Source organism: Streptomyces longwoodensis (assembly GCF_001514125.1).
GTDB classification, from domain to species: domain Bacteria; phylum Actinomycetota; class Actinomycetes; order Streptomycetales; family Streptomycetaceae; genus Streptomyces; species Streptomyces longwoodensis.
Genome location: NZ_KQ948558.1, coordinates 216633 through 240575 on the forward strand (window position 1 = coordinate 216633; position 23943 = coordinate 240575).

The window sequence follows — 23943 nt, forward strand, 5'->3', positions numbered from 1 at the left end:
ACCATGACATCGCCGTGCCGATCCCGCGCGGCAAAAGGACCATGGGCGCCCGGCAGGTCCGGCGCCGCGCCTCACCCCCCGTGGGTGATGCCGTGGGCCCGTCCGGCACCGAGGCTGACCGTGGGCCGGCCGGACCGGCTCCGTGCCGCAGTGCGCGTCCTGGCGTCGGAGGTGTCCGTGAACAGCTATCCGCCCATCGCCGAGCACGGGATGATCGGCGATCTCCAGACAGCGGCCCTGGTGTCCTCCGGGGGGGTCGTCGACTGGTGGTGCACACCGCGCTTCGACTCCCCCAGCGTGTTCGCCTCGCTGCTGGACGCCGAGCGCGGCGGCCACTGCAGTCTGACCGCGGACACGCCCGATCCCGGTGACATGACGGTCCGTCAGCTGTACCTGTCCGACACCGCCGTCCTCGTCACCCGTTTCATGGCGCCCGACGGGGTCGGCGAGGTCGCCGACTTCATGGTGCCCCTGGCCACCGGCGCGCCGCGGGCCCACCACCGTCTGATCAGGGTCGCCCGCGTGGTGCGGGGCACGGTGTCGTTCGCCCTCGACTGCCGCCCCCGCTTCGACTACGGCCGTGCCCCCCACAGCCTGACCGTCCCGGACGCGCACCACGCGGTCTTCGACGGGCCGGGCACCGAGCTGCACGTGCAGTCCACGGCCGGAGTCGCACTGCGCGCCGAGGGCGACGACGTCACGGCGCGGTTCCAGCTGTCCCAGGGCCAGGCGGCCGCGGTGGTCCTCACCGGCACCGTGGACGGCGAGGGCGTCCCGCCCCACCTGTCGCTGGACGATGCCGTCGCGGACCTGGAGGCGTGCCGGGTCTTCTGGCTGTCCTGGCTCAGGTCGTGCACGTACAACGGCCGCTGGCAGGAGGAGGTGCACCGCTCGGCCATCACGCTGAAACTCCTCACCTACGCGCCCAGCGGTGCCCCCATCGCCGCCGCGACCATGGGCCTGCCCGAGCAGGTCGGCGGCGAGCGCAACTGGGACTACCGCTACACCTGGGTGCGCGACGCCTCCCTGTCGGTGAAGGCGCTGATCGACCTGGGCTTCCACGAGGAGGCGTACGCCTTCCGCCACTGGCTGCGCGACCGGATCGAGGCGCGGGACACGGCCACCGGCGATCCGCTGCAGATCATGTACCGGGTCGACGGCGACCCCCACCTGACGGAGGAGACCCTCGGTCACCTGGAGGGCTACCGGGGTTCGTACCCGGTGCGGGCGGGCAACGCGGCGGCGGACCAGCTCCAGCTCGACATCTACGGCGAGGCCGCCGACGCGCTGATCGTGGGCGGGGACATCGGTGCGATCCGGGGCTGGGCCGCGCTCACCGAGGTCCTGGACTGGCTCAGCGACCACTGGGACCAGCCGGACGAGGGCATCTGGGAGACCCGCGGCGGCCGCAAGGACTTCACCTACAGCCGGCTGATGACCTGGGTCGCCTTCGACCGCGCCCTGCGCGCCTCCCAGGCGTTCTCCCGCCCGGCCGAGACCGAGCGCTGGACGCGGGCCCGCGACGCGGCGTTCCGGCAGATCGCCGAGCGCGGCTGGCACGACAAGCGCAAGGCGTTCGTCCAGCACTACGACTCCGACGTCCTGGACGCCTCCCTGCTGCTCATGCCGAAGGTCGGCTTCCTGTCCCCGCACGATCCCGACTGGCTGAGCACCCTGGACGCCATGGACGGGGAACTGGTCAGCGACAGCCTCGTCTACCGCTACGACCCCGCGGCGTCCCCCGACGGACTCCGGGGCTCGGAGGGCACGTTCAACCTGTGCAGCTTCTTCTACGTCGAGGCCCTGGCCCGCAGCGGCCGGCTCAGCCAGGCACGGTACGCCTTCGACAAGATGCTCACCTACGCCAACCACGTCGGCCTGTTCGCCGAGGAGATCGGGCCTTCCGGGGAGCAACTGGGCAACTTCCCGCAGGCGTTCACCCACCTCGCCCTGGTCACCGCCGCCATGGCCCTCGACGACGAACTGGCGGCGGCACGGACCCGCCCGGGCGCCGACGGCCACCTGCAGCCGACCCGCCACGGGTTCACGGCCCCCGCCGACGACTCCACGGCGGACGACACCGGTGACTGACACGACCGCCCCGCGGCGGACCCGGCACCGCGACGCGCTGGCGGCGCTGGCGCTGGCGCAGTTCATCTGCAGCTTCGCCGGCTCCAACATGAACGTGATGATCAACGACATCAGCGAGGACCTGGACACCACCGTGCAGGGCGTCCAAGTGGCCATCACCGTCTTCCTGTTGGTGATGGCCGCGCTGATGGTCCCCGGCGGCAAGGTGACCGACCGCTACGGCCGCAAGCGGTGCTTCATCGCCGGTCTCGCCGTCTACGCCGTCGGCGCCCTGCTCAGCGCCGCCGCGCCGGGTCTGGGCGTGCTCATCCTCGGCAACTCGATCCTGGAGGGCGTCGGCACCGCGTTGCTCATCCCGCCCGTCTACATCCTGACCACACTCCTCCACCGGGACGCGGTCTCCCGGGCCCGCGCCTTCGGCGTGGTGATGGCGCTGGGCGGCCTCGGCGCCGCGGCCGGGCCCCTCATCGGCGGTCTGATCACCACCGCCATCAGCTGGCGTGCGGCGTTCGTCTTCCAGGCGCTGGTCATCGCCGTGATCATCTGGCTGAGCCGCGGGATGGCCGACCCCCTGCCGCCCGACCCGACCCGCTCCCTCGACGTGACCGGGACCGTCCTGTCCGCCGTCGGCCTGGTCCTGGTGGTGACGGGCATCCTGGCCGCGGACGACAGCCTCTGGCTCATGCTCGGCCTGCTGGCCGCCGGTGCCCTGGTCCTCGCCCTGTTCTTCCGCTCCGTGCGGGCCAAGGAGGCCTCCGGCCGGGAGCCGCTGCTGTCCCTGTCCCTGTTCCGCAACCGCACCTCCGACATCGGGCTGGTCACCCAGAACATCCAGTGGCTGATCCTGATGGGCACCTCCTTCACGGTGGCGGCCTACCTCCAGGTCGTACGCCACTACGACGCGATCCGGACCGGCGTCGTCTTCACCGCGGCCACCCTGGGCCTGCTGCTGACCTCCCTGTCCGCCAAGCGCCTCGCCTCGCGGCACTCCCCGCGCACGCTCGTCATGGCTGGGTTCGCGGTGTCCGTGGCCGGCATCGTCCTGCTCGTCGCCATGGCCGCCGCCTTCTCGACCGCCTGGGCCTTCGTCCCCGGACTCGTGCTGATCGGGCTGGGGCTCGGGGCCATGCTGACCCCCTCCGTCACCGTGGTGCAGTCGAGCTTCCCCGAGGAGCAGCAGGGGGAGATCTCCGGGCTGTCCCGCTGCGTGTCCAACCTGGGCTCGTCCTTCGGCACGGCGGTCGCCGGCACGATCCTGGTCTCCGGGCTGACCAAGGGCGCCTACGCCACGGCGATGATCACCCTGGCCGTCATCGGGGTCGGCGGCCTGGCGGCAGCGGCCCGCCTGCCCCGCGGATCGCGTCCCGGGGAACCCGGGGCAGGAGGGACGGCCTGACCCCGTCCGTGGTGTCGCCCGAACCGGCGATGAGGCCGTCACGCGACCTCGCCCGGACCACGACGACCTCGCCGTGACCGCCGCCCGCTGCACCCGAGCCGCTCACCTTCCTGTTCCGGGCCGCTCGGACGCGGCGCCGCGTGGCTGCCCCGGCATTCCTCGCGGCGTGCGGGCGTGCGGGCCACTCCCGCCACGCGAGCGCGCGCCCCGTGTGAGAGGGTTCGTGCGCCGAGCCGCGAGGGAAGGGACGTGCGGGATGGAGAAGGTGACGTTGTCGGCCTGGCCGACCCCGATGGAGGCCGCGCCCCGGCTCGCCGCGGAGATCGGTCTCGCCCCGGACGACCTGTGGATCAAGCGCGACGACCTGACCGGCCTCGGCGGCGGGGGCAACAAGGTCCGCAAGCTGGAGTGGCTGGTCGCCGACGCCCTGCGGTGCGGCGCCGACACCCTGGTCACCACCGGCGGCCCGCAGAGCAACCACGCCCGGCTCACTGCGGCCGCGGGAGCCCGGGCGGGCCTGGACGTCGTGCTGGTGATGCCGGCGGCCGGCCGGCCCGACCGGCCCGGGGGCAACCTGCTCCTGGACGCCGCCCTCGCCGCCCGGATCGTGTGGGCCGAGGCCGCCGGACCCGCCGAGCTGACCGCGCACGCGGAGACGACGTGCGCCGCGCTGCGCGACGGCGGCGCCGTGCCGTACCTGGTGCCGTTCGGCGGCTCCTCGGCCCTGGGGGCCCGCGGCTACCGCGAGGCGGGCGCGGAGATCCTCGCCCAGCAGCCCGGCGTACGGCACGTCGTCACCGCGCTGGGCTCGGGCGGCACGATGGCCGGCCTGGTCGCCGCGCTGGGCGCCGACCGCGTCCTGGGCGTCGACGTCGGCGCGCTCCCCGACCCCGCGACCGTCGCCGCCGCCTTCGCCTCCGAACTCACCGGCCAGGAGGTGACGGCGGACCGGCTGCGGGTGCGGGGCGAGCAGGTGGGCACGGCGTACGGCGTGCTGCACGAACCCGTCCTGGAGGCCATCACCACCGTGGCGCGCGCCGAGGGCGTCGTCCTGGACCCGGTGTACACCGGACGGGCCGCCGCGGGCCTGGTGGCCGCCGTGCGCGACGGCACGATCCGGCCCGGCGAGCGCACCGTGCTGCTGCACACCGGCGGCCTGCCGGGCCTGTTCGGTCACGCCGAGGCGGCGGACCGCCTCGGCCGGATGCTGCTCAGCGGGCCCTGACCCGTCGGAGGTACCCGTCCGGGGCACCCCTCCGGGTCCGTCCGGCCCGGCGTCAGGTGGACGCCTGGCCGCTGTCGCGGTGCGCGCCCCAGCCGTGCCAGCGCTCGACCTCGATCCAGGTGCTGTACCGGGTACGGACGCGGTCCGGGTACGGCTTGCCGGTGTAGTGGGTGGAGATGCGGTCGATGTCGCCCCGTCCCTCGTCCTCGTACATCTCGACGACCCGGCCGATGAGCGTGACGTGGGTGTACCAGTCGTCCCCGTCGAGGACGGTCAGGGTGACCCGCGGGTCGCGGCGCAGGTGCTTCAGGCGGACCCTGCCCTCGTCGAGGCTCAGCAGCACCCGGCCGTCCTCCCACACGTACCAGGTGGGGGTCGACACCGGGGCGCCGTCCGAGCGCAGCGTGGCCATCACGGCCGGGTTGGGGCGGCGCAGCAGGTCCTGGGCGTCGTCGGGGAGGGGCGGCTTGGACATGGAGTCTCCGTTTCCGTCGGGAGTCGTACCAGCCGACCGGGTACACCCCTCGAGGGTGTCGCACACCCCGGTTCCCCGCCCGTCCGGATCATGCGGCCGACGAAGAGGCGCGGCCGGCCGTGCTCACGGCCTGACCATGCGGTCCTGCTCGGTCAGCGGGCTCCCGCCGTACCAGGGCAGGACCTCGCCGAAGCGGACCAGTCGGCCGTACAGGGCCGGGTCGGCGCCCTCCGCGAAGACCAGGTCGAGGACCGCCTCGGCGGCGCGCGCGGGCGTCTGGGCCTGGCTGTAGTCGCTGAACCAGGGGCGCGAGGTGGCCGTGTCCACCATGCCGGGGCACACGGCCGCGACGAGCGTCCCGCTGGCCAGGTCCCGCGCACGGCGCTCCGCGGCGACCGCGCGGACGGCCGCGACCTGCGCCACCTTCGAGGGCACGTTCAGCCACACAGGCCAGCCGGCCTCGGTCGCGGTGCCCTGGTGGACGGCGGCGCGCCAGGACTCGACGGCCTGCTCGACCTGGTCGAGGCCCACGCCGTCGAACAGGGGGTGCAGCCGCGGATCGAGGTGGCCGAGGGTGCCGAGGCCGCTGGCCACGACGAGCAGCCGTCCACCCGGCCGCAGCACGGGGCCGAAGGCACGCAGCACGGCGTGCGTGGCGGTGTTGGAGACGTCGATGAACTCGTCCGCGCGCTCCGCCTGCGACTCGTCCGGAAGCACCCGGGCGACCGCGTTGGAGAGGACGACGTCGACGCCTCCGTGCCGTTCCTCCAGTTCGGCGGCGAGACGGGCGATGGCCGCGGTGTCGGTGACGTCCAGGACCCGGCCCTCGACCCGGGCCCGGGTGCCGGGCAGCCGGGCGACCTCCTCGGCGGCGAGCCCGACCCGCTCGGGGTCGCGGCCGGTCAGCAGGACCAGGTCGGCCGGGGTCATCCGGGCGGCCAGCCCTTCGACGAGGGCGCGGCCGAGTCCCTGGTTGGCGCCCGTGACGAGCGCGGTGCGAGAAGCGTTCATGCCTGCCACGCTAGGAACCGCGCAGCCATGCGTCCAACGAGAGTTCGGCACGGGTAGCATGCGAAAACGTCATGGACTTCACCGATGTCTCGCTCACCGCGCTGCGCGTCTTCCGCGCCGTGGCCGACCGGGGGACCTTCACCGCCGCCGCCGCGGCCCTGGGCTACACCCAGTCCGCGGTCTCCCGGCAGATCGCCGCGATCGAACGCGCGGCGGGCGCGGAGCTGCTGGAGCGGCGGCGCGACGGGGTACGGCTGACCGCGGCCGGCCGGCTCGTGCTGCGGCGGGCCACGGTCGTGCTCGACGAGATCGACGCGGCTGCGCGGGAGCTGTCCGGCCTGCCCGGGCAGACCGGCACCGTCCGGCTGGGCTGGTTCCCGAGCGCCGGGGCCGTCCTGGTGCCGCGCGCCCTCGCCGCGCTGCGCGCCACCGATCCCGACCTGCACGTCGTCGGCCGGGAGGGCACCACGCCGGCGCTGGTACGCGCCCTGCGCGCCGGCAGCGTCGACCTGGCCCTGCTCGCGTCGGCCCCGCCGTTCCGCCCGCCCGACACCGAGTCACCGGCGCTGGTCCTGACGACGCTCACCGAGCGGCCGCTGCACGTGGCCGTGCCCGCTGACCATCCCCTGGCCCGGGGGGAGTTCGTCGACGTGGCGGACCTGCGCGGGCAGCGCTGGATCACCAGTTCCCCCTCGGGCGAGGACCGGCTCATGGGGGTGTGGCCGGGCCTGGACGAGCGGCCGGAGATCGCCCACACGGCGCGCGACTGGCTCGCCAAGCTCCAGTTGGTCGCCGCGGGCTGCGGACTGACCACGGTGCCCGCCGCCCTCGCCCCGGCCGCTCCCGAGGGCGTCCGTGTCCTGCCCGTGCGCGGCGGCCCCCAGGAGCAGCGGCGCCTGCTGCTGGCCCGCCTCCCCCTGGAACCGCCCGAGCCGGTCATCCGCCTGGCGGCGGCCCTGCGCGCGACGGCCCTCGACCTGGACACACCGGCCGGCCCGTGAGGGGGCCCGCCGGCGCAGGCACCCTCACTGGCCCCCGAGCCCCGTCGTGGCCACCGACTTCACGATCTGACGCTGGAAGAAGAGGAAGACCACGACCAGGGGCAGGGCGGCCAGGACCGCTGAGGCCATCGTCTGGGCGTACGGGATGCCGTACGCGTCCTTCACCGACGTGATGCCGACCGGGAGGGTCATCAGGGCGGGGTCGGACGTGGAGACGAAGGGCCACAGGAAGTTGTTCCAGGCGCCGATGAACACGAAGATCGCGACGGCGGCGAGCATGGGGCGGGACAGCGGGAGCAGGACCGACCAGAAGATGCGCCAGTGGCCGGCGCCGTCGATGCGGGCGGCCTCCTCCAGTTCGCGGGGCAGCGAGTCGAAGTGCTTCTTCAGGATGAACACCATCACCGGCGCCACCGTCTGCGGCAGGATGACCGCCGCGTAGGTGTCGACCAGGTGCAGGGTGAGCATCTGCCGGAACCACGGCACGATGAGGATCTGCGGCGGCACCAGCACCGCGGCCACGGTCAGCGCGAACAGCACCCGCCGTCCCGCGAACAGCGTGCGGGAGAAGGCGTACCCGGCCATGGCGGACACCAGCACGGTGACCACGGTGACGGCCGCGGCGATCAGGAAGCTGTTCAGCATCCACAGCGGCAGGTCGCCCCGCTCCCACACGGTGCTGAACCCCTTCAGCGTCAGCCCGTGCCGCGGCCACAGCCAGTGGTCCGGGTCGCTGGCGTCCTGCTCGGACTTGAAGGCGGTCAGCACGGCCCACAGCATCGGCACCAGCCAGACCAGCGCCAGGACCGCGAGGACGGCGAGCGCCGGCACGCGCGCGAGGCGGCTGTCGCCGAGGACGTGGTGGTTGCCGCGCAGCCGGCCGCGCGCCGGCGCCGGACGCGCGGCCCGTGGGACGCGGGGGGCGGAGGACGTGCGGAGGGGCAGGTCGGTGGACGTCATGTCACTTCTCCCGGCGGCGGAGGGCGGCGTACTGGGCCGCGGAGGCGAGCAGGACGAGGGCGAAGAAGACGTAGCTGATGGCGGAGGCGTAGCCGAGCCGGTAGCCGGTGAAGCCGACGTCGTAGACGTACTCGACGACCGGCCGGGTCGAGCCGTTGGGGCCGCCCTTGGTGAGCAGGTAGATCTGGTCGAACACCTTCAGCGAGGCGAGGACCTGGAGCACCGTGACGACCACGGTGATCCGGCTGAGCTGGGGCAGGGTGATCGACCGCAGCCGCCGCCAGGCGCCGGCCCCGTCGATGGCGGCCGCCTCGTACAGGTGGTCCGGCAGGGCCTGCAGGGCGGCCAGGTAGAGCAGGAAGTTGAAGCCGACCGTCCACCACAGGGTGGTCAGGGCGACCGCCCACATCGCCACCGACTCGTCGCTGAGCCAGCCGACGGGCCCGATCCCGACGATGTCGAGGAGGTGGTTGAGCAGGCCCAGGTCGGGCTGGTACAGCCAGATCCACAGCAGGCTCACCACGCCGACGGGCAGCAGGTAGGGCGCGAAGAAGGCGAGCCGCCACACCCACTGGCCGGGCAGCCCGGTGTGCACGAGCAGGGCCATGCCGAGGGCGACCACGACCAGCGGGACCGTCGACAGCACGGTGAACCAGACGGTGTGCCCGAGGGCACGCCACATCTCGGCGTCCTGGAAGGCCTCGGTGAAGTTGTCCAGGCCGACGAAGCCGGGGGTGTGGGCCGACAGCGAGGTGTCGGTCAGGCTCATCCACAGGCCCTGGACCAGCGGCCAGACCATGAAGAGGGCGAACAGGACGAGGAAGGGGAGCGCGAACAGCAGACCCGGGGGGAGCAGCCGGCGCACCGACGGGGCCCCGGAGCGGGGCGAGGCGTGGGGAGAGGACATCGTCGTTCCTCCTGCGCGGAAGGTCGTGGCCGGGTCAGGCCGGGCTGGGCTGGGACAGGAAGGTGTTGAGGCGCCGCACCATCGCGCGCGCCGCGCGGTCGGGCGAGAGCCCGTCGAGGAGTGCCTGCTGGAGGACCTGGGACATGGAGTTCTGGAAGTCGGAGCCCGCGCCGGCGAACCACACCGCCGGGTCCAGGACGACGTGCTGCTGGGCCTGGACGTAGTGGGACTGCGGCTGGAGCGCGGCGTAGGCCTTGGTGCGGGTGACCGGGCCGTAGGCGGGGATGTGCCCGGCGGTGGCCCAGATCTGGCCCGCCTTCAGCAGCGCGGCCACGGCCCGGTGGGTGCGGCGGCGGCGCCCGGGGTCGGGGTCGGGGTGGTGCGGCAGGACGAAGGAGTGCGAGTCGGCGTACACGGCGGGGGTGCCGAACACGGTCGGGAAGGGTGCCGCGCCGATCTGGGGGTCGGCCGTGCGGAAGGTGCCCAGTTCCCATTCGCCGGAGAGGATCATCGCGGTCTGCCGGTTGGCGAAGGCGGCGATCGCGGCGGCGTAGTCGAGGCGCCTGGGGTTGACCCGCCCGTCGACGATCTTCGCCATGAAGCCGATGACCTCGGCCATGCGGTCGACGTCGACCTCGGCGGGCCCGCCCTCCGGCAGGTCGAACCGGCCGCCGGTCTGCCGGTACAGCCCGTAGAACAGCCGCCAGCCCTGCGCGGTGTCGGTGACGTAGCCGAAGGCGATGCCCTGCTCGCCGGAGGCCCTGGCCAGTTCGCGGCCGGCGGCGAGGAAGGCGTCCGGGGAGGAGAACGCCTCGGTGTCGAGGCTGCCGTCGGCCGTGAGCAGCCCGGCCTTGCGGGCCGGTTCGGGGTGGTAGAAGACGATGAACGGGTGGGTGTCCAGCGGCACGGCGTAGGTCTTGCCCCGGTACCGGGTGCGGTCCCGGACGGCCCGGGTGAAGGATTCCTCGGTGACGCCGTACTCGGCGAGCACGTCGAGGTCCCAGGGGTCCAGCAGCCCGGTGGGCGCGTAGCCGGCGAGCCGGGACATGTGCGCGACGGCGACGTCGGGGCCGCGCCCGCCGGCCGAGGCCATGGCGAGCTTGGTGTAGTAGGGGGTGCCCCACTCCAGGACGGTGCGCTCGATGCGGCTGCCCGGCATGTCGGGCCGGGCGGCCTCGACCATGTCGTTGAGCAGGCCGCCGTCGGCGCCGCTGAAGAGGTCCCACAGGCGGACGGTCGAAGTGTCCGCGGCCTGGGCGGAGCCGCAGCCGCTGAGTGCTCCGCCGCCGAGGACCACCGCCCCGGAGGCGAGTCCGGCGGCGAGCAGCCGGCGGCGTGTGGGGCCCCGGTTCTCCCTGGTGTCCGGCCGGTCGGTCATACGGCTCCTTCCCTGACCCGGGTGGTGCGGCCGGGCGCGTTCCCGCGCCGCCCGTGACCGGACCACCCTCTCATCTACATCGTTGTAAAGCGTGCCTGGAAGTGTCTGGAAGCATGCGGTCCGGACGAGGGGGGCCGGACGGGTGCGGTCGTGCGCGGAGAGGTCAGTCGCGCTCGTAGGCCGCCGGGCGGGTCTGGGCGCGCCGGATCCGCTCGATGTCGAGCTTCACGGAGCGGTCGAAGCGGTAGAGCCCGTTCTGCTCCTGGAAGACGTCGGTGAGCTGGGTGTAGCAGTAGCCGAACATGTCCGGGTCGTCGAGCAGCACGCCGGTCAGTCCTTCGAACCGGGTGAGGAACTCCTCCTCGGTGCGCGGGCGTTCGCCGTAGCCCCAGGAGGCGTCCGCCTCGTTGCCGGACGCCCGGGCGGCCTCCTGCGGGTCCCACCAGATGCCGCCGAACTCGCTGCAGAAGTACGGCTGTCCGCGGTACGGCACCGACCAGGGGCGCCCGTCGGGGGCCGCGTTGACGTAGGGCCTGCCCTCGGCGAGGCCGGACATCGTCTTGGCGAAGGCGGCCGGGTCCTGCTCGTAGCAGTGGGAGTCGTACACGTCCGTCTCCGGGACGCGGTGCGCGTAGCCGGAGGCGTCGATGACGGGCCGGGTGGGGTCGGCCCGCTTGGTGGCCAGGAACATCGCCCGGGTGACGTCGTCGAGTTGGGTGATGCGGTCGTGCAGGTGCTGGTACGTCTCGTTGAGCGGGCACCAGCCGACGATCGAGGGGTGCGAGTAGTCGCGCTCCACGGCTTCCAGCCACTCGGCGACGTAACTGGCGTCCGGGCGCTGGTTGTCGTCCCGCTCGCCGGTCTCGCAGCCCCAGTCGCCGAACTCGCCCCAGACCAGGTAGCCCAGGCGGTCGGCGTGGTAGAGGTAGCGCTCCTCGAACACCTTCTGGTGCAGGCGGGCGCCGTTGAACCCGGCGGCCAGCCCGAGTTCGATGTCCCGCACCAGGGCCTCGTCGCTCGGGGCGGTCATCAGGCTCTCGGGCCAGTAGCCCTGGTCCAGCACCAGCCGCTGGAAGACCGGGCGCCCGTTGATCAGGACGCTCCTGCCCCGGACCGCCACCGAGCGCAGACCGGCGTAGGAGTCGGCCGCGTCGACGACCGTGCCGTCGGCGTCCAGGACCTCCAGGCGCAGCCCGTACAGGTGCGGGTCCTCCGGCGCCCAGAGGCGCACCCGGTCCTCGGGCACGGTGAGCACGAGCCGGGGTGCCAGGTCGAGGTCGGCACGCGTCGCGGCGGCGGTGACCTCCCCCGACGCGTCGCTGAGCACGGCGCGCACCCGGTGGCCGGGCAGGTTGGCGGTGAGCGGCAGCTCCAGGAAGAAGCTGCCCGAGGCGACGTCCGGGGTGATGCGGGGCCGCTTCAGGGCGACGGAGCGGGGCACGGGCTCCATCCACACCGTCTGCCAGATGCCGGTGGTCCGGGTGTAGTGGCAGTGCGAGTTGGCGTACCAGGTGGCCTGCTTGCCGCGCGCCTGCGGGCCGTGCCGGCTGTCGCGGGCGCGGACCACGACCGTCGCCTCGGCGCCCGGTTCGGCGACGCCGTCCAGGTCGGCGGTGAAGGGGGTGAAGCCCCCGCGGTGGCGGGCCACTTCGACGCCGTTCACCCAGACCGTGGTGTCGTGGTCCACGGCCCCGAAGTGCAGCAGGACGCGGGAGCCGGCCCAGTCGGCGGGCACCGTCACGGTGCGCCTGTACCAGACCGCCTCCAGGAAGTCCGTGTCCCCGATCCCCGACAGGGCCGACTCGGGGCAGAAGGGCACGGTGATGGTGTCCGCGAGCGGGCGCCCGGCCAGCCCGCGCTCCCGTCCGCTGTCGGAGCGGTCGGTCTCGAACTGCCAGGTGCCGTTCAGATTGAGCCACGCGTCGCGGACGAACTGGGGCCGGGGGTACTCGGGGCGCGGCAGGTCCGACGGGTGCGGGACGGGCATGGGGCTCCTCGTGTTGCCTGGTGCGTTGCGGTGCGGGCCTATGGCACCACGCCGATTACATCGATGTAAATATGTCGGCGAGGGACAGGATCCGGCCGCAACCTTTTCGTGACAGTCGATAGGATCACGCCAGCTACGAGAACGAGGAGGAGCGTGGCCCCCCGACCCCGGATCAAGGACGTCGCCGAGTACGCGGGCGTCTCACCGAAGACCGTCTCGAACGTCATCAACGACTACGAGCACGTCTCGGAGAAGACCAGGAGCGCCGTGCGCGAGGCCATCGAGGCCCTCGGCTACCGCGTCAACATCGCCGGGCGCCAGCTCCGCAAGGGCCGCACCGGGATGATCACGCTCGCGGTGCCCGAACTGGACGTGGCGTACTTCGCGGAGCTGGCCAAGCACGTGATGGCGGCGGCGGACCGGCGCGGCCTGACCGTGCTCCTGCACCAGACCGGCGGGGTGCGTGAGCGGGAGCTGGCCGCGCTGCACGGCTTCGACGCGCAGTTCACCGACGGGACGATCCTCAGCCCGCTGTCCCTGCTGCCGCGCGACCTCGCGACGCGGGACACGCGCCTGCCGGTCGTCCTGCTGGGCGAGCGCTCCCAGCCGGGCTCCGCCGACCACGTGGGCATCGACAACGTGGCGGCCGCCCGGGAGGCCACCGAGCACCTGCTGGCCCGCGGCCGGCGCTCCATCGCCGTCGTCGGCGGGGCGCTGACCGGCCGGCAGGGCACCGACCGGCTGCGCACCCGCGGCTACCGCGAGGCGCTGCGCGCGGCCCGCGTGCCCTTCGACGCCGACCTGGTCGTGCCGGTCGACGCGTTCCACTGGCAGGACGGCGCCCGGGCGGTGGGTGCGGTGCTGCGCAGGGACGTGCGCCCCGACGCACTGCTGTGCCTCAACGACCACCTGGCCCTGGGTGCCCTGCGCGCCCTGCACGAGGCGGGGCTCGCCGCCCCGCGCGACCTGGACGTGGTGGGGTTCGACGACATCGAGGCGGGCCGCTTCAGCGTGCCCAGCCTGACGACGGTCGCCCCCGACAAGGCGGCCATCGCCGACTCCGCGGTCTCCCTGCTGCTCGACCGCATCGAACGGCACGGCACCGAGGACGCCACCGACCACGTCGTGGAGCACCGGCTCGTCGTGCGGGAGAGCAGCGGGGGGTGAACGGGCCCAGCGGCAGGCGGGTCGAGTGGATCACGGGGTCGCCGCCGTCCGCTGCGGCGACCCTTTACACCGCCCTTGCAACGATGTAAAACCGGGGTCGGATCGACGCTTCCAGCCGCCGCGCAGCACCTCGCTCCCCGCACGCCGGCTTCCTCTGCGTCCCGTTCTGCATGTCATGCACCTGCCAGCACCGCCGTCAGCGCTCCGCCCCACGCCCCCGAGGAGCAGCCCATGGGCTCGTCACCGCCGCCGGACCCGCACACCGCCCGCCCCCGCACCCTGCGCTCCACCGCGGCGGCCCTGTTCGCCGCCCTGGCCTTGCTGTGCGGGGCCGCGTCGGTCTCGGCCGGCAGCGCCGCGGCGCAGACCGCCGTGACCGACAGGGCTGCCGCGCAGGCCGCCGCCTGGACCCCCAAGCCCTCCCCCATGACGACGCCCTGGACCGCGCAGGTCCCGGTCGACCACCCGCTGCCCGAGTACCCGCGCCCCCAGCTCACCCGCTCCGACTGGCTGAACCTCAACGGCCTCTGGGACTTCGCGGTGACTGCGGCGGACGCGGGCCAGCCGTCCGTGTGGCCGCAACAGATCCGCGTGCCGTTCGTCGCCGAGTCCGCGCTCTCGGGCGTCCAGCGCAAGATCACCCAGGACGACCGGCTGTGGTACCGGCGCACGGTCACCGTCCCGGCCGGCTGGAGCGGCCGGCGGGTCCAGCTGAACTTCGGCGCGAGCGACTGGCGCACCACGGTCTGGGTCAACGGGCGCCAGGCCGGCACCCCCCACAGCGGCGGCTACGACGCCTTCTCCTACGACATCACCGACCTGCTGACCTCCGGCACCAACACCCTGGTCGTCTCCGTCTGGGACCCCACCCAGAACGGCGACCAGGCCATCGGCAAGCAGCGCGTCAACGACGTCACCCCGCACCCCGGGGGCGGCATCTTCTACACCGCCGCCTCGGGCATCTGGCAGACCGTGTGGCTGGAGCCCACCCCGGCGGCGCACCTCACGCGCCTGGACCTGGTGCCGGACCCGACGGCCGGCACCCTCCGGGTCACCGTCCTGGGCGCCGGGGTCAACGGGCACACCGCACGGGTGACGGTCTCGGCGGGCGGCACCGTCGTGGGCACCGCCACCGGACCGGTCGGGAGCACCTTCACCGTGCCGGTGCCCGCACCCCACCTGTGGACGCCCGACGACCCGTACCTCTACGACGTCCGGGCCGACCTGCTCGCCGGCACCGCGACCGTGGACTCCGTGGGCAGCTACACCGGCATGCGCTCCATCGCCCTCGCGAAAGTCGACGGCGTGCTGCGCCCCGTCCTGAACGGCAGGTTCGTCTTCCAGACGGGCACCCTCGACCAGGGCTACTGGCCCGACGGCATCTACACCGCTCCCACCGACGACGCCCTGAGGTACGACCTGCAGAAGCACAAGGACCTCGGCTTCAACATGGTCCGCAAGCACATCAAGGTCGAGCCGCAGCGCTGGTTCTACTGGGCCGACCGGCTCGGACTGCTGGTGTGGCAGGACATGCCCGCCATGGACCTGCGCACCCCCGGCGCCGCCGCCCGCACCCAGTGGGAAAGCGAGTTCCACCGCGTCGTCGACCAGCACCGCAGCTCCCCCGCGCTCGTGCTGTGGGTCGACCAGAACGAGGGCTGGGGCCAGTACGACCAGGCCCGCATCGCCTCCGACATCAAGGCGTACGACCCCTCGCGGCTGGTGGACAACATGAGCGGCGTCAACTGCTGCGGCGCCGTGGACGGGGGCAACGGCGACGTCATCGACCACCACGTGTACGTCGGCCCGGGCGTGACCCCGCCTACCGCGACCCGCGCGGCCGTCCTCGGCGAGTACGGAGGGCTCGGATACCGGGTGACCGGCCACGAGTGGTACCCCGGTGGCGGGTTCAGCTACGAGGACCAGGCCACCACCGCCCGGCTGAACGACCGCCTGACCGGCCTTCTGGACGCCCTGCGACTCCAGCAGATGCCGGCCGGCCTGTCGGCGTCCGTCTACACGGAGATCACGGACGTCGAGAACGAGGCCAACGGCCTGCTGACGTACGACCGTCAGGTGGTCAAGGTCGACCAGGCCCGGGTCAGGGCGGCCAACCAGGCCCTGATCGACGCCTCGCGCAACCCCGCACCGCGCGTCACCCTGCCGACCGGCGCGTACAAGTCGCTGCGGGTCACCACCCCCGGCTTCACCGACCGCTACGCCCGGCACCGGGACGGGCTCGGCTACACCGAGGTGGTGAACGGCTCCAGCACCGACCTGCTGAAGCAGGACGCCACCTGGCGGATCGTGCCCGGCCTCGCCGACTCCTCCTGCTACTCCTTCGAGTCGCGCAACTACCCCGGCGAGTACCTGCGCCACCGCGACTTCCGCGTCCGCAAGGACCCGAGCGACGGCTCGGACCTGTTCCGGGCGGACGCCACCTGGTGCGCGGTGCCCGGCAGCGGTGGCGTACGGCTGATGGCGTCGAACTTCCCGGGCCAGTACCTGCGCCACATCGACGCGGAACTGTGGCTGGCCACCCCGGGGGGCGCCCACGCCTGGGACAACCCGGCGTCCTTCACCGAGGACACCACCTGGGCCGTGGCAGATGCCTGGGCACCGTGACCCCGGTGAGCAGGAACCTTTGACAAAGCGGAACGTCGCTCCGGATACTACCGGAACGATGTTCCGCTTCGAAGGGATCTCCTCGCCATGCGCGCACCCACCGCCCACATCTCCCCCTCCGCCGCCGCCACCCGGCCCGTGCTGTCGTACAGCCCGGTGGTGCTGTCCGTGCCCGGGCGGCCGGTGGACCTCGAGGTCCGGGTCACCGCGCCGGTGACCGGGACCGCGCTGCCCGTCGTCCTGCTCTCGCACGGGCACGGCAGCTCGCACCACCTCTCCTCGCTGAACGGGTACGCGCCCCTCGCCCAGCTCTGGGCGGCGGCCGGGTTCGTCGTCCTCCAGCCCACCCACCTCAGCTCCCGCACCCTGAGCCACCGGCTGGCCGGCGCCCCCGGCGCGCCGTTCTTCTGGCGCTCCCGCGCACGGGACATGAGCGACCTCCTCGACCGGCTGGACGAGATCGAGAAGACCGTGCCGCAGCTCGCGGGGCGCGTCGACCACGACCGGGTGGCGGTCGCCGGGCACTCGCTCGGCGGTCACACCGCGAGCCTGCTCCTGGGCGCCCGGACCACCGACCCGGACACCGGCGAGGTGGTGGACCTGAGCGAACCCCGCATCGGCGCGGGCGTGCTGCTCGCCGCGCCGGGCAGGGGCGGCGACGTCCTCACCGGGCCGATGGCCGGGGCGGTGCCGTTCTTCCGGTCCACCGACTTCTCCACGATGACCACACCCGCCCTGGTCGTCGCCGGGGACGAGGACGACTCCCGGCACTTCACCGACGTGGGGCCCGACTGGCACGCCGACCCCTACCGGCTCGCCCCCGCGCCCAAGACGCTGCTCACCCTCTTCGGCGCCGGGCACCTGCTCGGCGGGATCTCCGGGTACGACGCCGCCGAGACCACCGACGAGGACCCGGGGCGGGTGGCCGCCCTCGGCCGGCTCACCTCGGCCTGGCTGCGCAGCCGGCTCCAGCCGGGCGACCCCGCCTGGCGCACCGCGAGCGAGGCCCTGACGACCGGGGACGGCGCGGTGGGCCGGGTCGAGTCGAAGTAGGCCGCGCCTTCCCCGGAACCCGGGGTCCGAGGCGACACACGACCGCGACCCCTGGGGAGCCACATGCGTTACCGCACACTGGGCAGCTCGGACCTCGAGGTCTCCGAGATCTCGCTGGGGTCCTGGCTCACCTACTCCGGCGGCATCGAGGCGGACCGGACCCGGGCCTGCACCGAAGCGGCGTTCGACGCGGGCATCACCTTCTTCGACACCCCCTACGGCCGGGGCGCCGCCGAGACCGCGTGGGGCGAGATCCTCTCGGCCCACCCCCGCGACTCCTACGTCCTCGCCACCAAGGTCTACTTCCCGATGTCGGACGACCCGGCCGACCAGGGCCTGGCGCCGGCGCACATAGCGCGGCAGATCGACGCGTCCCCCACCCGGCTCAGGACCGACCACGTCGACCTGTACCAGGCGCACCGCTTCGACCCGGGCGTCCCGGTCGAGGACGTGGTGGAGGCGTTCCAGAAGGTCGTGGACCAGGGCAAGGCCCGCTGCATCGGGTTCAGCGAGTGGACGCCGGAGCAGATCCGCGCCGCCCTCGACGTCGCAGGACCGGACCTGTTCGTCTCCTCCCAGCCGCAGTACTCGATGCTGTGGCAGGCGCCGGAGGCCGAGGTCTTCGGGCTGTGCGCGTCCCACGGCATCTCGCAGGTCGTGTGGTCCCCGCTCGCCCAGGGCGTCCTCACCGGGAAGTACCGCCCGGGGCAGCCCGTGCCGGAGGGCAGCCGGTTCGCCAGCGCGGACATGGCGGTGTCGCAGGACCTTGTCTACAGCGACGTCACCCTGGAGGCCGTCCAGCGCCTGGTGCCGCTCGCCGAGGAGGCGGGGATGAGCATGCCGACCCTGCGCTGGCCTGGGTGCTGCGCCGCGGCGAGGTCGCCTCGGCCATCACCGGTGCCTCCCGGCCCGAGCAGGTGCACGCCAACGCCGCCGCCTCCGGGGTGGAGTTGTCCGACGACCTGCTCGCGGCCGTGAACGGGCCCTGGGTGACGTCCCCGTCACCGGGCCCACCCTGGCCCCGGGCGCCCGGCCGGGCGTCAAGCACCGCTGACCCGGCGGCGGGGGCCCGGGGGCCGAGCAGCGCGCAGTGCCGCACGGGGCCCCGGACCGCCGGGCGCCCGGCCGACGCGGTCAGTCGGCGAGCGCGCCGCTCACGCAGGAGAGGTACTGCTCGCTGATGTCGATGCCCGGTCCGGCCCAGGGGGCGGGGCACGGCACCAGCGCCTCGACCAGCGGTTCGCCGACCGCCCCGACCGCCTCGGCCACGGGCTCGCCGACGACCGGCGCGGCGATGCCGGCGAGGCCGCTCGTCGCGGCGTCCGCCGGCTGCGGGGCCGCCATGGCCGTCGTACCGCCGCCGAGCATCGCGGCGCCGGCCAGCAACGTGACCGCTCCCAGCTTCGTCCCACGCATCAAGATCGCTCCGTTCGTCTCGTCCGGCGCCGGAGGTGGCGCCGCTGGGAGAACGCCCACGGCCCGGCCCGGGTAACGGCGTTCCGCCGCAGGTCACGCCCGGGCCACCGAACGGAGCGTACGATCGTACGCCCGGTGGGTACGATCGTACGCATGGCGACCGACCACTTCGCGGGTGACCCGCGCACGAACCTGGAACGCATGCGGGCGGGCGACCTCTACATCGCCGACGACCCCGAGATCGCCCGCAGGCAGCAGGAGGCCGTCCGGCTGGCCGCGCGCTACCAGGCGGCCTACGCCGAGGACGCGGACACCGCCCGGCCCCTGCTGGCCCAACTGCTCGGCGCGCTCGGCGAGGAGGCGCACGTGCGGCCCCCGCTGTACGTCGACTACGGCAGCAACATCCGCATCGGCGCCCGTACCTTCGTCAACTACAACCTGACCGCGCTGGACGTCGCGGACATCTTCATCGGCGCCGACTGCCAGATCGGCCCGAACGTCCAACTGCTGACCCCCACGCACCCGTTGGAGCCCGGTCCGCGGCGCGACAAGCTGGAGGCCGCCCGGCCGATCACGATCGGCGACAACGTGTGGCTCGGCGGCGGCGCCATCGTGCTGCCGGGCGTCACCATCGGGCACAACTCCGTCATCGGCGCGGGCTCCGTCGTCACCAAGGACGTCCCCCCGAACGTCGTCGCCGTCGGCAACCCGGCCCGGCCGGTGCGGCACCTCTAGGAGGTGTCATGGCCACCGGACACACCGACCCATGGCGTCGTGACCGCATCCTCGACGCCACCCTCGACCTCATCGCCGACGAGGGAATCGCCCGTGTCTCCCACCGCAGGATCGCCGCCCGGGCCGGCGTTCCCCTGGGTTCGATGACGTACCACTTCGACGGCATCGACGACCTGCTGCGCGAGGCGTTCGGCCGGTTCACGGACCACATCGCCGCCGTGTTCGACGCCCACCTCGCCGGCCCGGCCGACCCCGACCAGGCCCGCCGGGCCGTGGCCGACCTGGTGCACGTCCTGTCCGAGGGCAGTCGGCGCGACCTCGTCCTCGCCCAGGAGCTGTACACCCTCGCCGCCCGCCGGCCCGCGTACCGGGAGCTGACGCACGCGTGGATGCACCGCAGCCGCGTCCACCTCGAACGGCACTTCGACCCGGACACGGCCCGCCAACTCGACGCCCTCATCGAGGGCCTGACCCTCCATCGGGCCCTGGCCACCGAGCCCCACGACCGCGCGCTGACCCTGGAGGCCGTCACCCGCATCACCACGACCGGCCCGTACGCGCCGCGCGGCTCCACCGGCCCCGCCACGGGCGACTCCCCACCGTAAGGCGATATATTTGTCCGGCGACAACTATCTGACGTCCGACCGGCCGTCAGGCGACGACGTGGGAGAGGCAAGTGGCGCTGCTCGCGCTCCAGTTCCCCCCCTCGGCAGCGGGTCGGCGTGCCCAGGCGCACCACTCCGCACGCACGAGTGAGGCCGCCCGCTCGCTGACGAGGCGGGTGACGCATGACTGAGGGGGCGTGGGAGAGCGAGGTCTCCCCGCGCCTCGTGCCCCCGTCCGCGGCGGCCGACCGGGAGGCGGCGGCCGATGTGGAGGCGGCACGCATCGAGGCGGTGCGCCGCTACGACATCCTCGACACCCCGCCCGACGGTGCCTTCGACCGCATCGCCGCGCTCGCCGCGCGTCTGTTCGACGTGCCGCTGGCGACGGTGACGATCGTCGACGTGGACCGCATCTGGTTCAAGGCCGCGCACGGCCTGGAGGGCGTCCGCGAGATCGGCCGTGACCCGGGGCTGTGCGCGTCGGCGGTGCTGGGGGACGGCGCCCTGGTCATACCCGACACCCTCCTGGACGACGTCGCGCGGGGCAATTCCCTCGTCACCGGGTCGCTCGGGATCCGCTTCTACGCGGCGGCCCCCCTGGTGACACGGGACGGGCACCGCCTGGGCACCCTCAACATCCTGGACACCGTGCCGCGTTCGATCAGCCCGCAGGACACCGCGCTGCTGACCGAGCTCGCCGACATCGTCATGGACGAGCTCGAACTCCGGTTGTCCGCCCTGCAGGCCGTCCGGGACGAGCGGGAACGCGCAGCCGCCAAGGAGCAGTTGGCCGGGGTGGAGCGCGAGGCGCGGATCCGGGCGGAGAGGGACGCCTCGTCCGTCGCCGCGTTCGCCTCCGCCCTGCAGCGCACCCTGCTGCCGCCCGCCCTGCCGACGGTGCCGGGCCTCGAGCTGGCCTGCCACTACCACACCGCCTCCGCCCACGAGGTCGGCGGCGACTTCTACGACCTCTTCGCCCTGCGGGACGGCGAGTGGGCCTTCTTCCTCGGGGACGTGTGCGGCAGGGGTCCCGAGGCCGCCGCCCTCACCTCGCTGGTGCGGCACACCCTGCGGGTCTCCGCGCAGCACACCGCCGACCCCGTCGCGGTCCTGGACGTGCTCAACAAGGCGCTCCTGGAGGACGTCACGGCCGGCAGCCGCTTCTGCACGGCCGTCGTCGGCACGCTGACCGCGCGGGGCGACGGCGGCTTCGACGTCCGGCTCGCCACCGGCGGGCACCCCCCGGCCTACCGGCTGCGCCCCGCCGACGCCGCGGGGGGCACCGGCACGCCCACCGTCGTCGAGGCCGTGCGGCCGGCCGGCGGCATGCTCGTCGGGGCGTTCCCGCAGGCCCGGTTCGCCGCGACCGCCCTGCGCCTGGACCCCGGCGACACCCTGCTGCTGTACACCGACGGCCTGCCCGAGGTCCGCACGGGCGCCGACCGGTGGCTCGGCTGGGAGGGGCTGGAGGCGTTCCTCGCGGCCCGTCCGGCGGCCGGCGGGGCGGCGGACCTGGTGGACGCCACCGTCGAGCTGCTGCGGACCCAGACGCTGGAAGGGGCCGAGGACGACGTGGCGCTCCTCGCGATGTCCGTGCCCGGGGTCCGGCCGGTCCCCCGCGCGGGGTGACTGCCAGGGCCTCTTCAAGAGGCGCCGCGGCGGGCAGCTGACGGGGTCAGTCCAGGCCCATGTGCAGGCGGACCGTCGTCACCTCCTGGTCGGTGTGCACTTCCAGCAGGTCGCAGAGGTGGCGGACGGCCCACATGCCGTGGCCGCGCGGCTGCCGGGGGTCGGGAGGGAGGTGGCCGAGGTACCAGGCGGCCTCCGCCTCACCGGTGTTGATGACGTCGGCGACGATGTGCGGGCCGCACCGCCGCAGGACCAGCCGCCCGGCGCCGTCCCCGTGCTGGACGGCGTGGCCGTGCCACACGGGCTCGCCGATCACCCGGACCCGCTGGTGCGCGCCGGTGGCCGTACATCGGTCGACGTAGCGGTGGTACGCGCCCAGCGTCGCGCCGGGGTGGTGGTACCAGTCCTGCGCGTCGACGTACTCGACCTGGCCGCTGACATCGGCGAGGGCGCGGCGCAGCAGCCCGATGTTGGTGCCGGTGGTCACCGCCAGCACGGCGTCACCGCGGGTGAGGCCCTCCCGGCAGAAGGGGACCGTAGCGGCGAGGAACTCCTCGTCGCTGCCGTAGACCAGGCCCTGGTGCGTCAGTCCCCCGTGGGGGCGGTGCGGGGCGGGAGCCGTCACGCGGGGTCCTCCGCGGTGTCGACGCTGAGCGCCGGGATGTCGTCGAAGCCCACCAGGCGCACCACCTGGGCCATCAGGGGAGCCAGGTGGACGACGTGCAGGCGCCGGCCGGCGGCCATCCGGTCGGCGGCGTGCGCGAGGGCACGGACGCCCGCCAGGTCGATGAACTCCAGCTCCGCCATGTCCACGTACAGGTCGCCCGGCCGGTCCAGGAGGGTCTCGAGCGCGGCCGCCAGGGGGGCGGTGCTCCGGTGGTCGACCGTGCCGACGACCCGCAGCGCGTGGCGGCCGGAACGGAAGGCGGGCACCAGGCGCAGCTGGGCGTCCTCGTACAGGGGGCGCAGCTCAGCGGCCGAGGGGTGGCACCGGTCGAACGCGTGCAGGTGCCCGGCGTCGAAGAGACGGGCGTCGTACTGGCAGATCGCGGAGGACCGGCCCTCCGCGAACACGGCGTCGACCTTGGTCTCGTACTCGGCGAGCCGGTCGGCGCCGGGCACCCCCCGCAGCGCCCAGCCCATCTCCCCGCTCACGCGGAACCCGGTCCAGCCCGCCGCGAGGGACGCGGTGACCTCCTGACGCAGCACCGCCACCATGGTGTCGGGGTCGAAGGTGCCGGACGCCAGGTAGCTGTCGTCCGCGGTGGTGACCGCCAGTTGCCCGCGGGAGACCAGGGGCCCGGGGTCGATGCCGACCGCACGGAGCCAGCCCAGCACCTCGTCGGGAGCGTTCCGGTCGGCGAAGTAGAGCACCCGCTCGCCCTGCCGCAGTCCGTCGGCCAGGTAGTGCGACAGGACGTGCCGCTGTTCGGCGTCGTCGTCGTACGCCAGGCAGACGTGGTCGCCCCGCCCGATGTCCTGCACCAGCAGGTCCCTGCACGTGTCCGCGGCCACCTCAGCCCCACCGCTCCCCGACGTGTTGGACGGGGGCGGCCGACCTCGGCCCACCGCCCGGAGGGGGCATCCTACCGACGTGCCGACGCGCCCCGCCAGGCCGTCCCCCTCAGGCCTGCGTCGGCTCCAGCACCTCGTCGACGCTGGCGTGCAGGGGGATGACCAGGTCGATGCCCGCGATCTTGAACACCCGGGTGAGATCGGGGTTCAGGCCCACGATGCTCAGCGTGGTGCCGGCCGAGGTGGCCAGGTGGTAGCTCGTGATGAGCACCGTCAGGCCGGTGGAGTCGCAGTACTCCAGACCCGACAGGTCCATGATCACGGGGGTGTCCGCGCCGAAGGACATCTCGGCCAGCGCGTGACGTAGTTCGGGCGCGGTGTGGTGGTCCAGTTCCCCGTCCACGCGCACCACGAGCGCTCCGCGGGGATCGGACTGCTGCGTGATGGTCAGAGTGCGCTCTGTCTCGGTCACCGATCGTTCTCCTGTGGGGGGCTTTGCGGGCCTGGCCACGTACCCGGTACGTACCCCTGCTCCGCGGCTGCTGCTCTTCGTCGACGAGGCCGGACCACACGCCGCGCCCTGCCGCTGCACGGCGGCCGGGCTGCACCGGTCCACGCCCACGCAGGTCGGGTACCCGGATCAGCTGGATTATCCTACGGAGTCGTACGGCCTCGCAGGAGCCGGTGCTGCGGGCCGAGGGCGTCGCGGCCCGTCCCGACCAGTACGAGCGGCAGGAGAGCACAGTGATCCGCGTGGACGGGAGGGC

Annotated in this window: 21 protein-coding genes; 11 read left to right on the top strand and 10 right to left on the bottom strand. The window is 73.6% G+C overall.

Translation table 11 applies throughout. The features are described from left to right. Nucleotides 1-177: 177 nt before the first annotated feature. The 3 genes from AQJ30_RS25435 (at nucleotide 178) to AQJ30_RS25445 (ending at nucleotide 4712) form a co-directional block, all read left to right on the top strand. Entirely contained in the window at nucleotides 178-2091 is a 1914-nt protein-coding gene (locus AQJ30_RS25435) for a glycoside hydrolase family 15 protein (protein WP_079084311.1), read from the top strand. After that, complete coding sequence (locus AQJ30_RS25440; protein ID WP_067238410.1) at nucleotides 2084-3487, top strand: MFS transporter; 1404 nt, start codon at nucleotides 2084-2086, stop codon at nucleotides 3485-3487. Before AQJ30_RS25435 ends, AQJ30_RS25440 begins: the two co-directional genes overlap by 8 nt. A gap of 256 nt (nucleotides 3488-3743) precedes the next feature. Then, nucleotides 3744-4712, top strand: coding sequence for a pyridoxal-phosphate dependent enzyme (locus tag AQJ30_RS25445; RefSeq protein WP_067238411.1), 969 nt, complete (start codon nucleotides 3744-3746; stop codon nucleotides 4710-4712). A gap of 52 nt (nucleotides 4713-4764) precedes the next feature. On the opposite strand, the gene AQJ30_RS25450 is transcribed toward AQJ30_RS25445, so the two are convergent. Together AQJ30_RS25450 and AQJ30_RS25455 are read right to left on the bottom strand one after the other, a co-directional pair. Continuing rightward, nucleotides 4765-5187, bottom strand: coding sequence for a PPOX class F420-dependent oxidoreductase (locus AQJ30_RS25450; RefSeq protein WP_067238413.1), 423 nt, complete (start codon nucleotides 5185-5187; stop codon nucleotides 4765-4767). A gap of 123 nt (nucleotides 5188-5310) precedes the next feature. Further along, a complete protein-coding gene (locus AQJ30_RS25455) occupies nucleotides 5311-6198 on the bottom strand; it encodes an SDR family NAD(P)-dependent oxidoreductase (RefSeq protein ID WP_067238415.1) in 888 nt (295 codons plus the stop codon). A 71-nt stretch (nucleotides 6199-6269) separates the two neighbouring features. Between AQJ30_RS25455 and AQJ30_RS25460 the strand changes: the two genes are divergently transcribed. Then, entirely contained in the window at nucleotides 6270-7199 is a 930-nt protein-coding gene (locus tag AQJ30_RS25460; protein WP_067238418.1) for a LysR family transcriptional regulator, read from the top strand. A gap of 24 nt (nucleotides 7200-7223) precedes the next feature. Here AQJ30_RS25460 and AQJ30_RS25465 read toward each other — a convergent pair whose 3' ends face one another. The 4 genes from AQJ30_RS25465 to AQJ30_RS25480 all read right to left on the bottom strand — a co-directional run bounded on the left by AQJ30_RS25465 (nucleotide 7224) and on the right by AQJ30_RS25480 (nucleotide 12431). Next, a complete protein-coding gene (locus AQJ30_RS25465; protein ID WP_067238421.1) occupies nucleotides 7224-8159 on the bottom strand; it encodes a carbohydrate ABC transporter permease in 936 nt (311 codons plus the stop codon). Nucleotide 8160: 1 nt separating this feature from the next. Continuing rightward, nucleotides 8161-9066 (bottom strand): carbohydrate ABC transporter permease, encoded by a 906-nt coding sequence (locus tag AQJ30_RS25470; protein ID WP_067238425.1) that lies wholly within the window; start codon nucleotides 9064-9066, stop codon nucleotides 8161-8163. A gap of 34 nt (nucleotides 9067-9100) precedes the next feature. Then, nucleotides 9101-10444 carry an ABC transporter substrate-binding protein gene (locus AQJ30_RS25475; protein WP_067238428.1) on the bottom strand — a complete coding sequence of 448 codons (1344 nt, stop codon included), beginning with the start codon at nucleotides 10442-10444 and terminating at the stop codon, nucleotides 9101-9103. A gap of 163 nt (nucleotides 10445-10607) precedes the next feature. Beyond that, a complete protein-coding gene (locus AQJ30_RS25480; RefSeq protein WP_067238432.1) occupies nucleotides 10608-12431 on the bottom strand; it encodes a glycoside hydrolase family 2 protein in 1824 nt (607 codons plus the stop codon). Between the two features lie 153 nt (nucleotides 12432-12584). Between AQJ30_RS25480 and AQJ30_RS25485 the strand changes: the two genes are divergently transcribed. The 4 genes from AQJ30_RS25485 to AQJ30_RS25500 all read left to right on the top strand — a co-directional run bounded on the left by AQJ30_RS25485 (nucleotide 12585) and on the right by AQJ30_RS25500 (nucleotide 18254). Then, nucleotides 12585-13598, top strand: coding sequence for a LacI family DNA-binding transcriptional regulator (locus AQJ30_RS25485; protein WP_067238434.1), 1014 nt, complete (start codon nucleotides 12585-12587; stop codon nucleotides 13596-13598). Nucleotides 13599-13829: 231 nt separating this feature from the next. Then, nucleotides 13830-16223 carry a glycoside hydrolase family 2 gene (locus AQJ30_RS25490; protein WP_067238437.1) on the top strand — a complete coding sequence of 798 codons (2394 nt, stop codon included), beginning with the start codon at nucleotides 13830-13832 and terminating at the stop codon, nucleotides 16221-16223. Between the two features lie 87 nt (nucleotides 16224-16310). Beyond that, nucleotides 16311-17276 carry an alpha/beta hydrolase family protein gene (locus AQJ30_RS25495; RefSeq protein ID WP_067238439.1) on the top strand — a complete coding sequence of 322 codons (966 nt, stop codon included), beginning with the start codon at nucleotides 16311-16313 and terminating at the stop codon, nucleotides 17274-17276. A gap of 63 nt (nucleotides 17277-17339) precedes the next feature. After that, the gene (locus tag AQJ30_RS25500) at nucleotides 17340-18254 is read left to right on the top strand and encodes an aldo/keto reductase (protein WP_245727112.1); all 915 of its coding nucleotides are present in this window, start codon (nucleotides 17340-17342) and stop codon (nucleotides 18252-18254) included. Nucleotides 18255-18410: 156 nt separating this feature from the next. Here the strand turns inward: AQJ30_RS25500 and AQJ30_RS25505 are convergent, their stop codons facing one another. Beyond that, entirely contained in the window at nucleotides 18411-18692 is a 282-nt protein-coding gene (locus AQJ30_RS25505; protein WP_067238447.1) for a hypothetical protein, read from the bottom strand. A 153-nt stretch (nucleotides 18693-18845) separates the two neighbouring features. Between AQJ30_RS25505 and AQJ30_RS25510 the strand changes: the two genes are divergently transcribed. The 3 genes from AQJ30_RS25510 (at nucleotide 18846) to AQJ30_RS25520 (ending at nucleotide 21661) form a co-directional block, all read left to right on the top strand. After that, nucleotides 18846-19427 (top strand): sugar O-acetyltransferase, encoded by a 582-nt coding sequence (locus AQJ30_RS25510; RefSeq protein ID WP_067238703.1) that lies wholly within the window; start codon nucleotides 18846-18848, stop codon nucleotides 19425-19427. A gap of 8 nt (nucleotides 19428-19435) precedes the next feature. Next, a complete protein-coding gene (locus AQJ30_RS25515) occupies nucleotides 19436-20032 on the top strand; it encodes a TetR/AcrR family transcriptional regulator (RefSeq protein ID WP_067238450.1) in 597 nt (198 codons plus the stop codon). Nucleotides 20033-20215: 183 nt separating this feature from the next. Next, on the top strand, nucleotides 20216-21661 hold the full coding sequence (locus AQJ30_RS25520) for a PP2C family protein-serine/threonine phosphatase (protein WP_079084294.1): 1446 nt from the start codon (nucleotides 20216-20218) through the stop codon (nucleotides 21659-21661). Between the two features lie 46 nt (nucleotides 21662-21707). On the opposite strand, the gene AQJ30_RS39855 is transcribed toward AQJ30_RS25520, so the two are convergent. The 3 genes from AQJ30_RS39855 to AQJ30_RS25535 all read right to left on the bottom strand — a co-directional run bounded on the left by AQJ30_RS39855 (nucleotide 21708) and on the right by AQJ30_RS25535 (nucleotide 23648). Then, a complete protein-coding gene (locus tag AQJ30_RS39855; protein ID WP_067238452.1) occupies nucleotides 21708-22286 on the bottom strand; it encodes an MEDS domain-containing protein in 579 nt (192 codons plus the stop codon). Beyond that, nucleotides 22283-23176, bottom strand: coding sequence for an MEDS domain-containing protein (locus AQJ30_RS25530; RefSeq protein ID WP_067238455.1), 894 nt, complete (start codon nucleotides 23174-23176; stop codon nucleotides 22283-22285). Before AQJ30_RS25530 ends, AQJ30_RS39855 begins: the two co-directional genes overlap by 4 nt. A 109-nt stretch (nucleotides 23177-23285) precedes the next feature. Continuing rightward, nucleotides 23286-23648, bottom strand: coding sequence for an STAS domain-containing protein (locus AQJ30_RS25535; RefSeq protein ID WP_067238457.1), 363 nt, complete (start codon nucleotides 23646-23648; stop codon nucleotides 23286-23288). Between the last annotated feature and the right edge of the window lie 295 nt (nucleotides 23649-23943).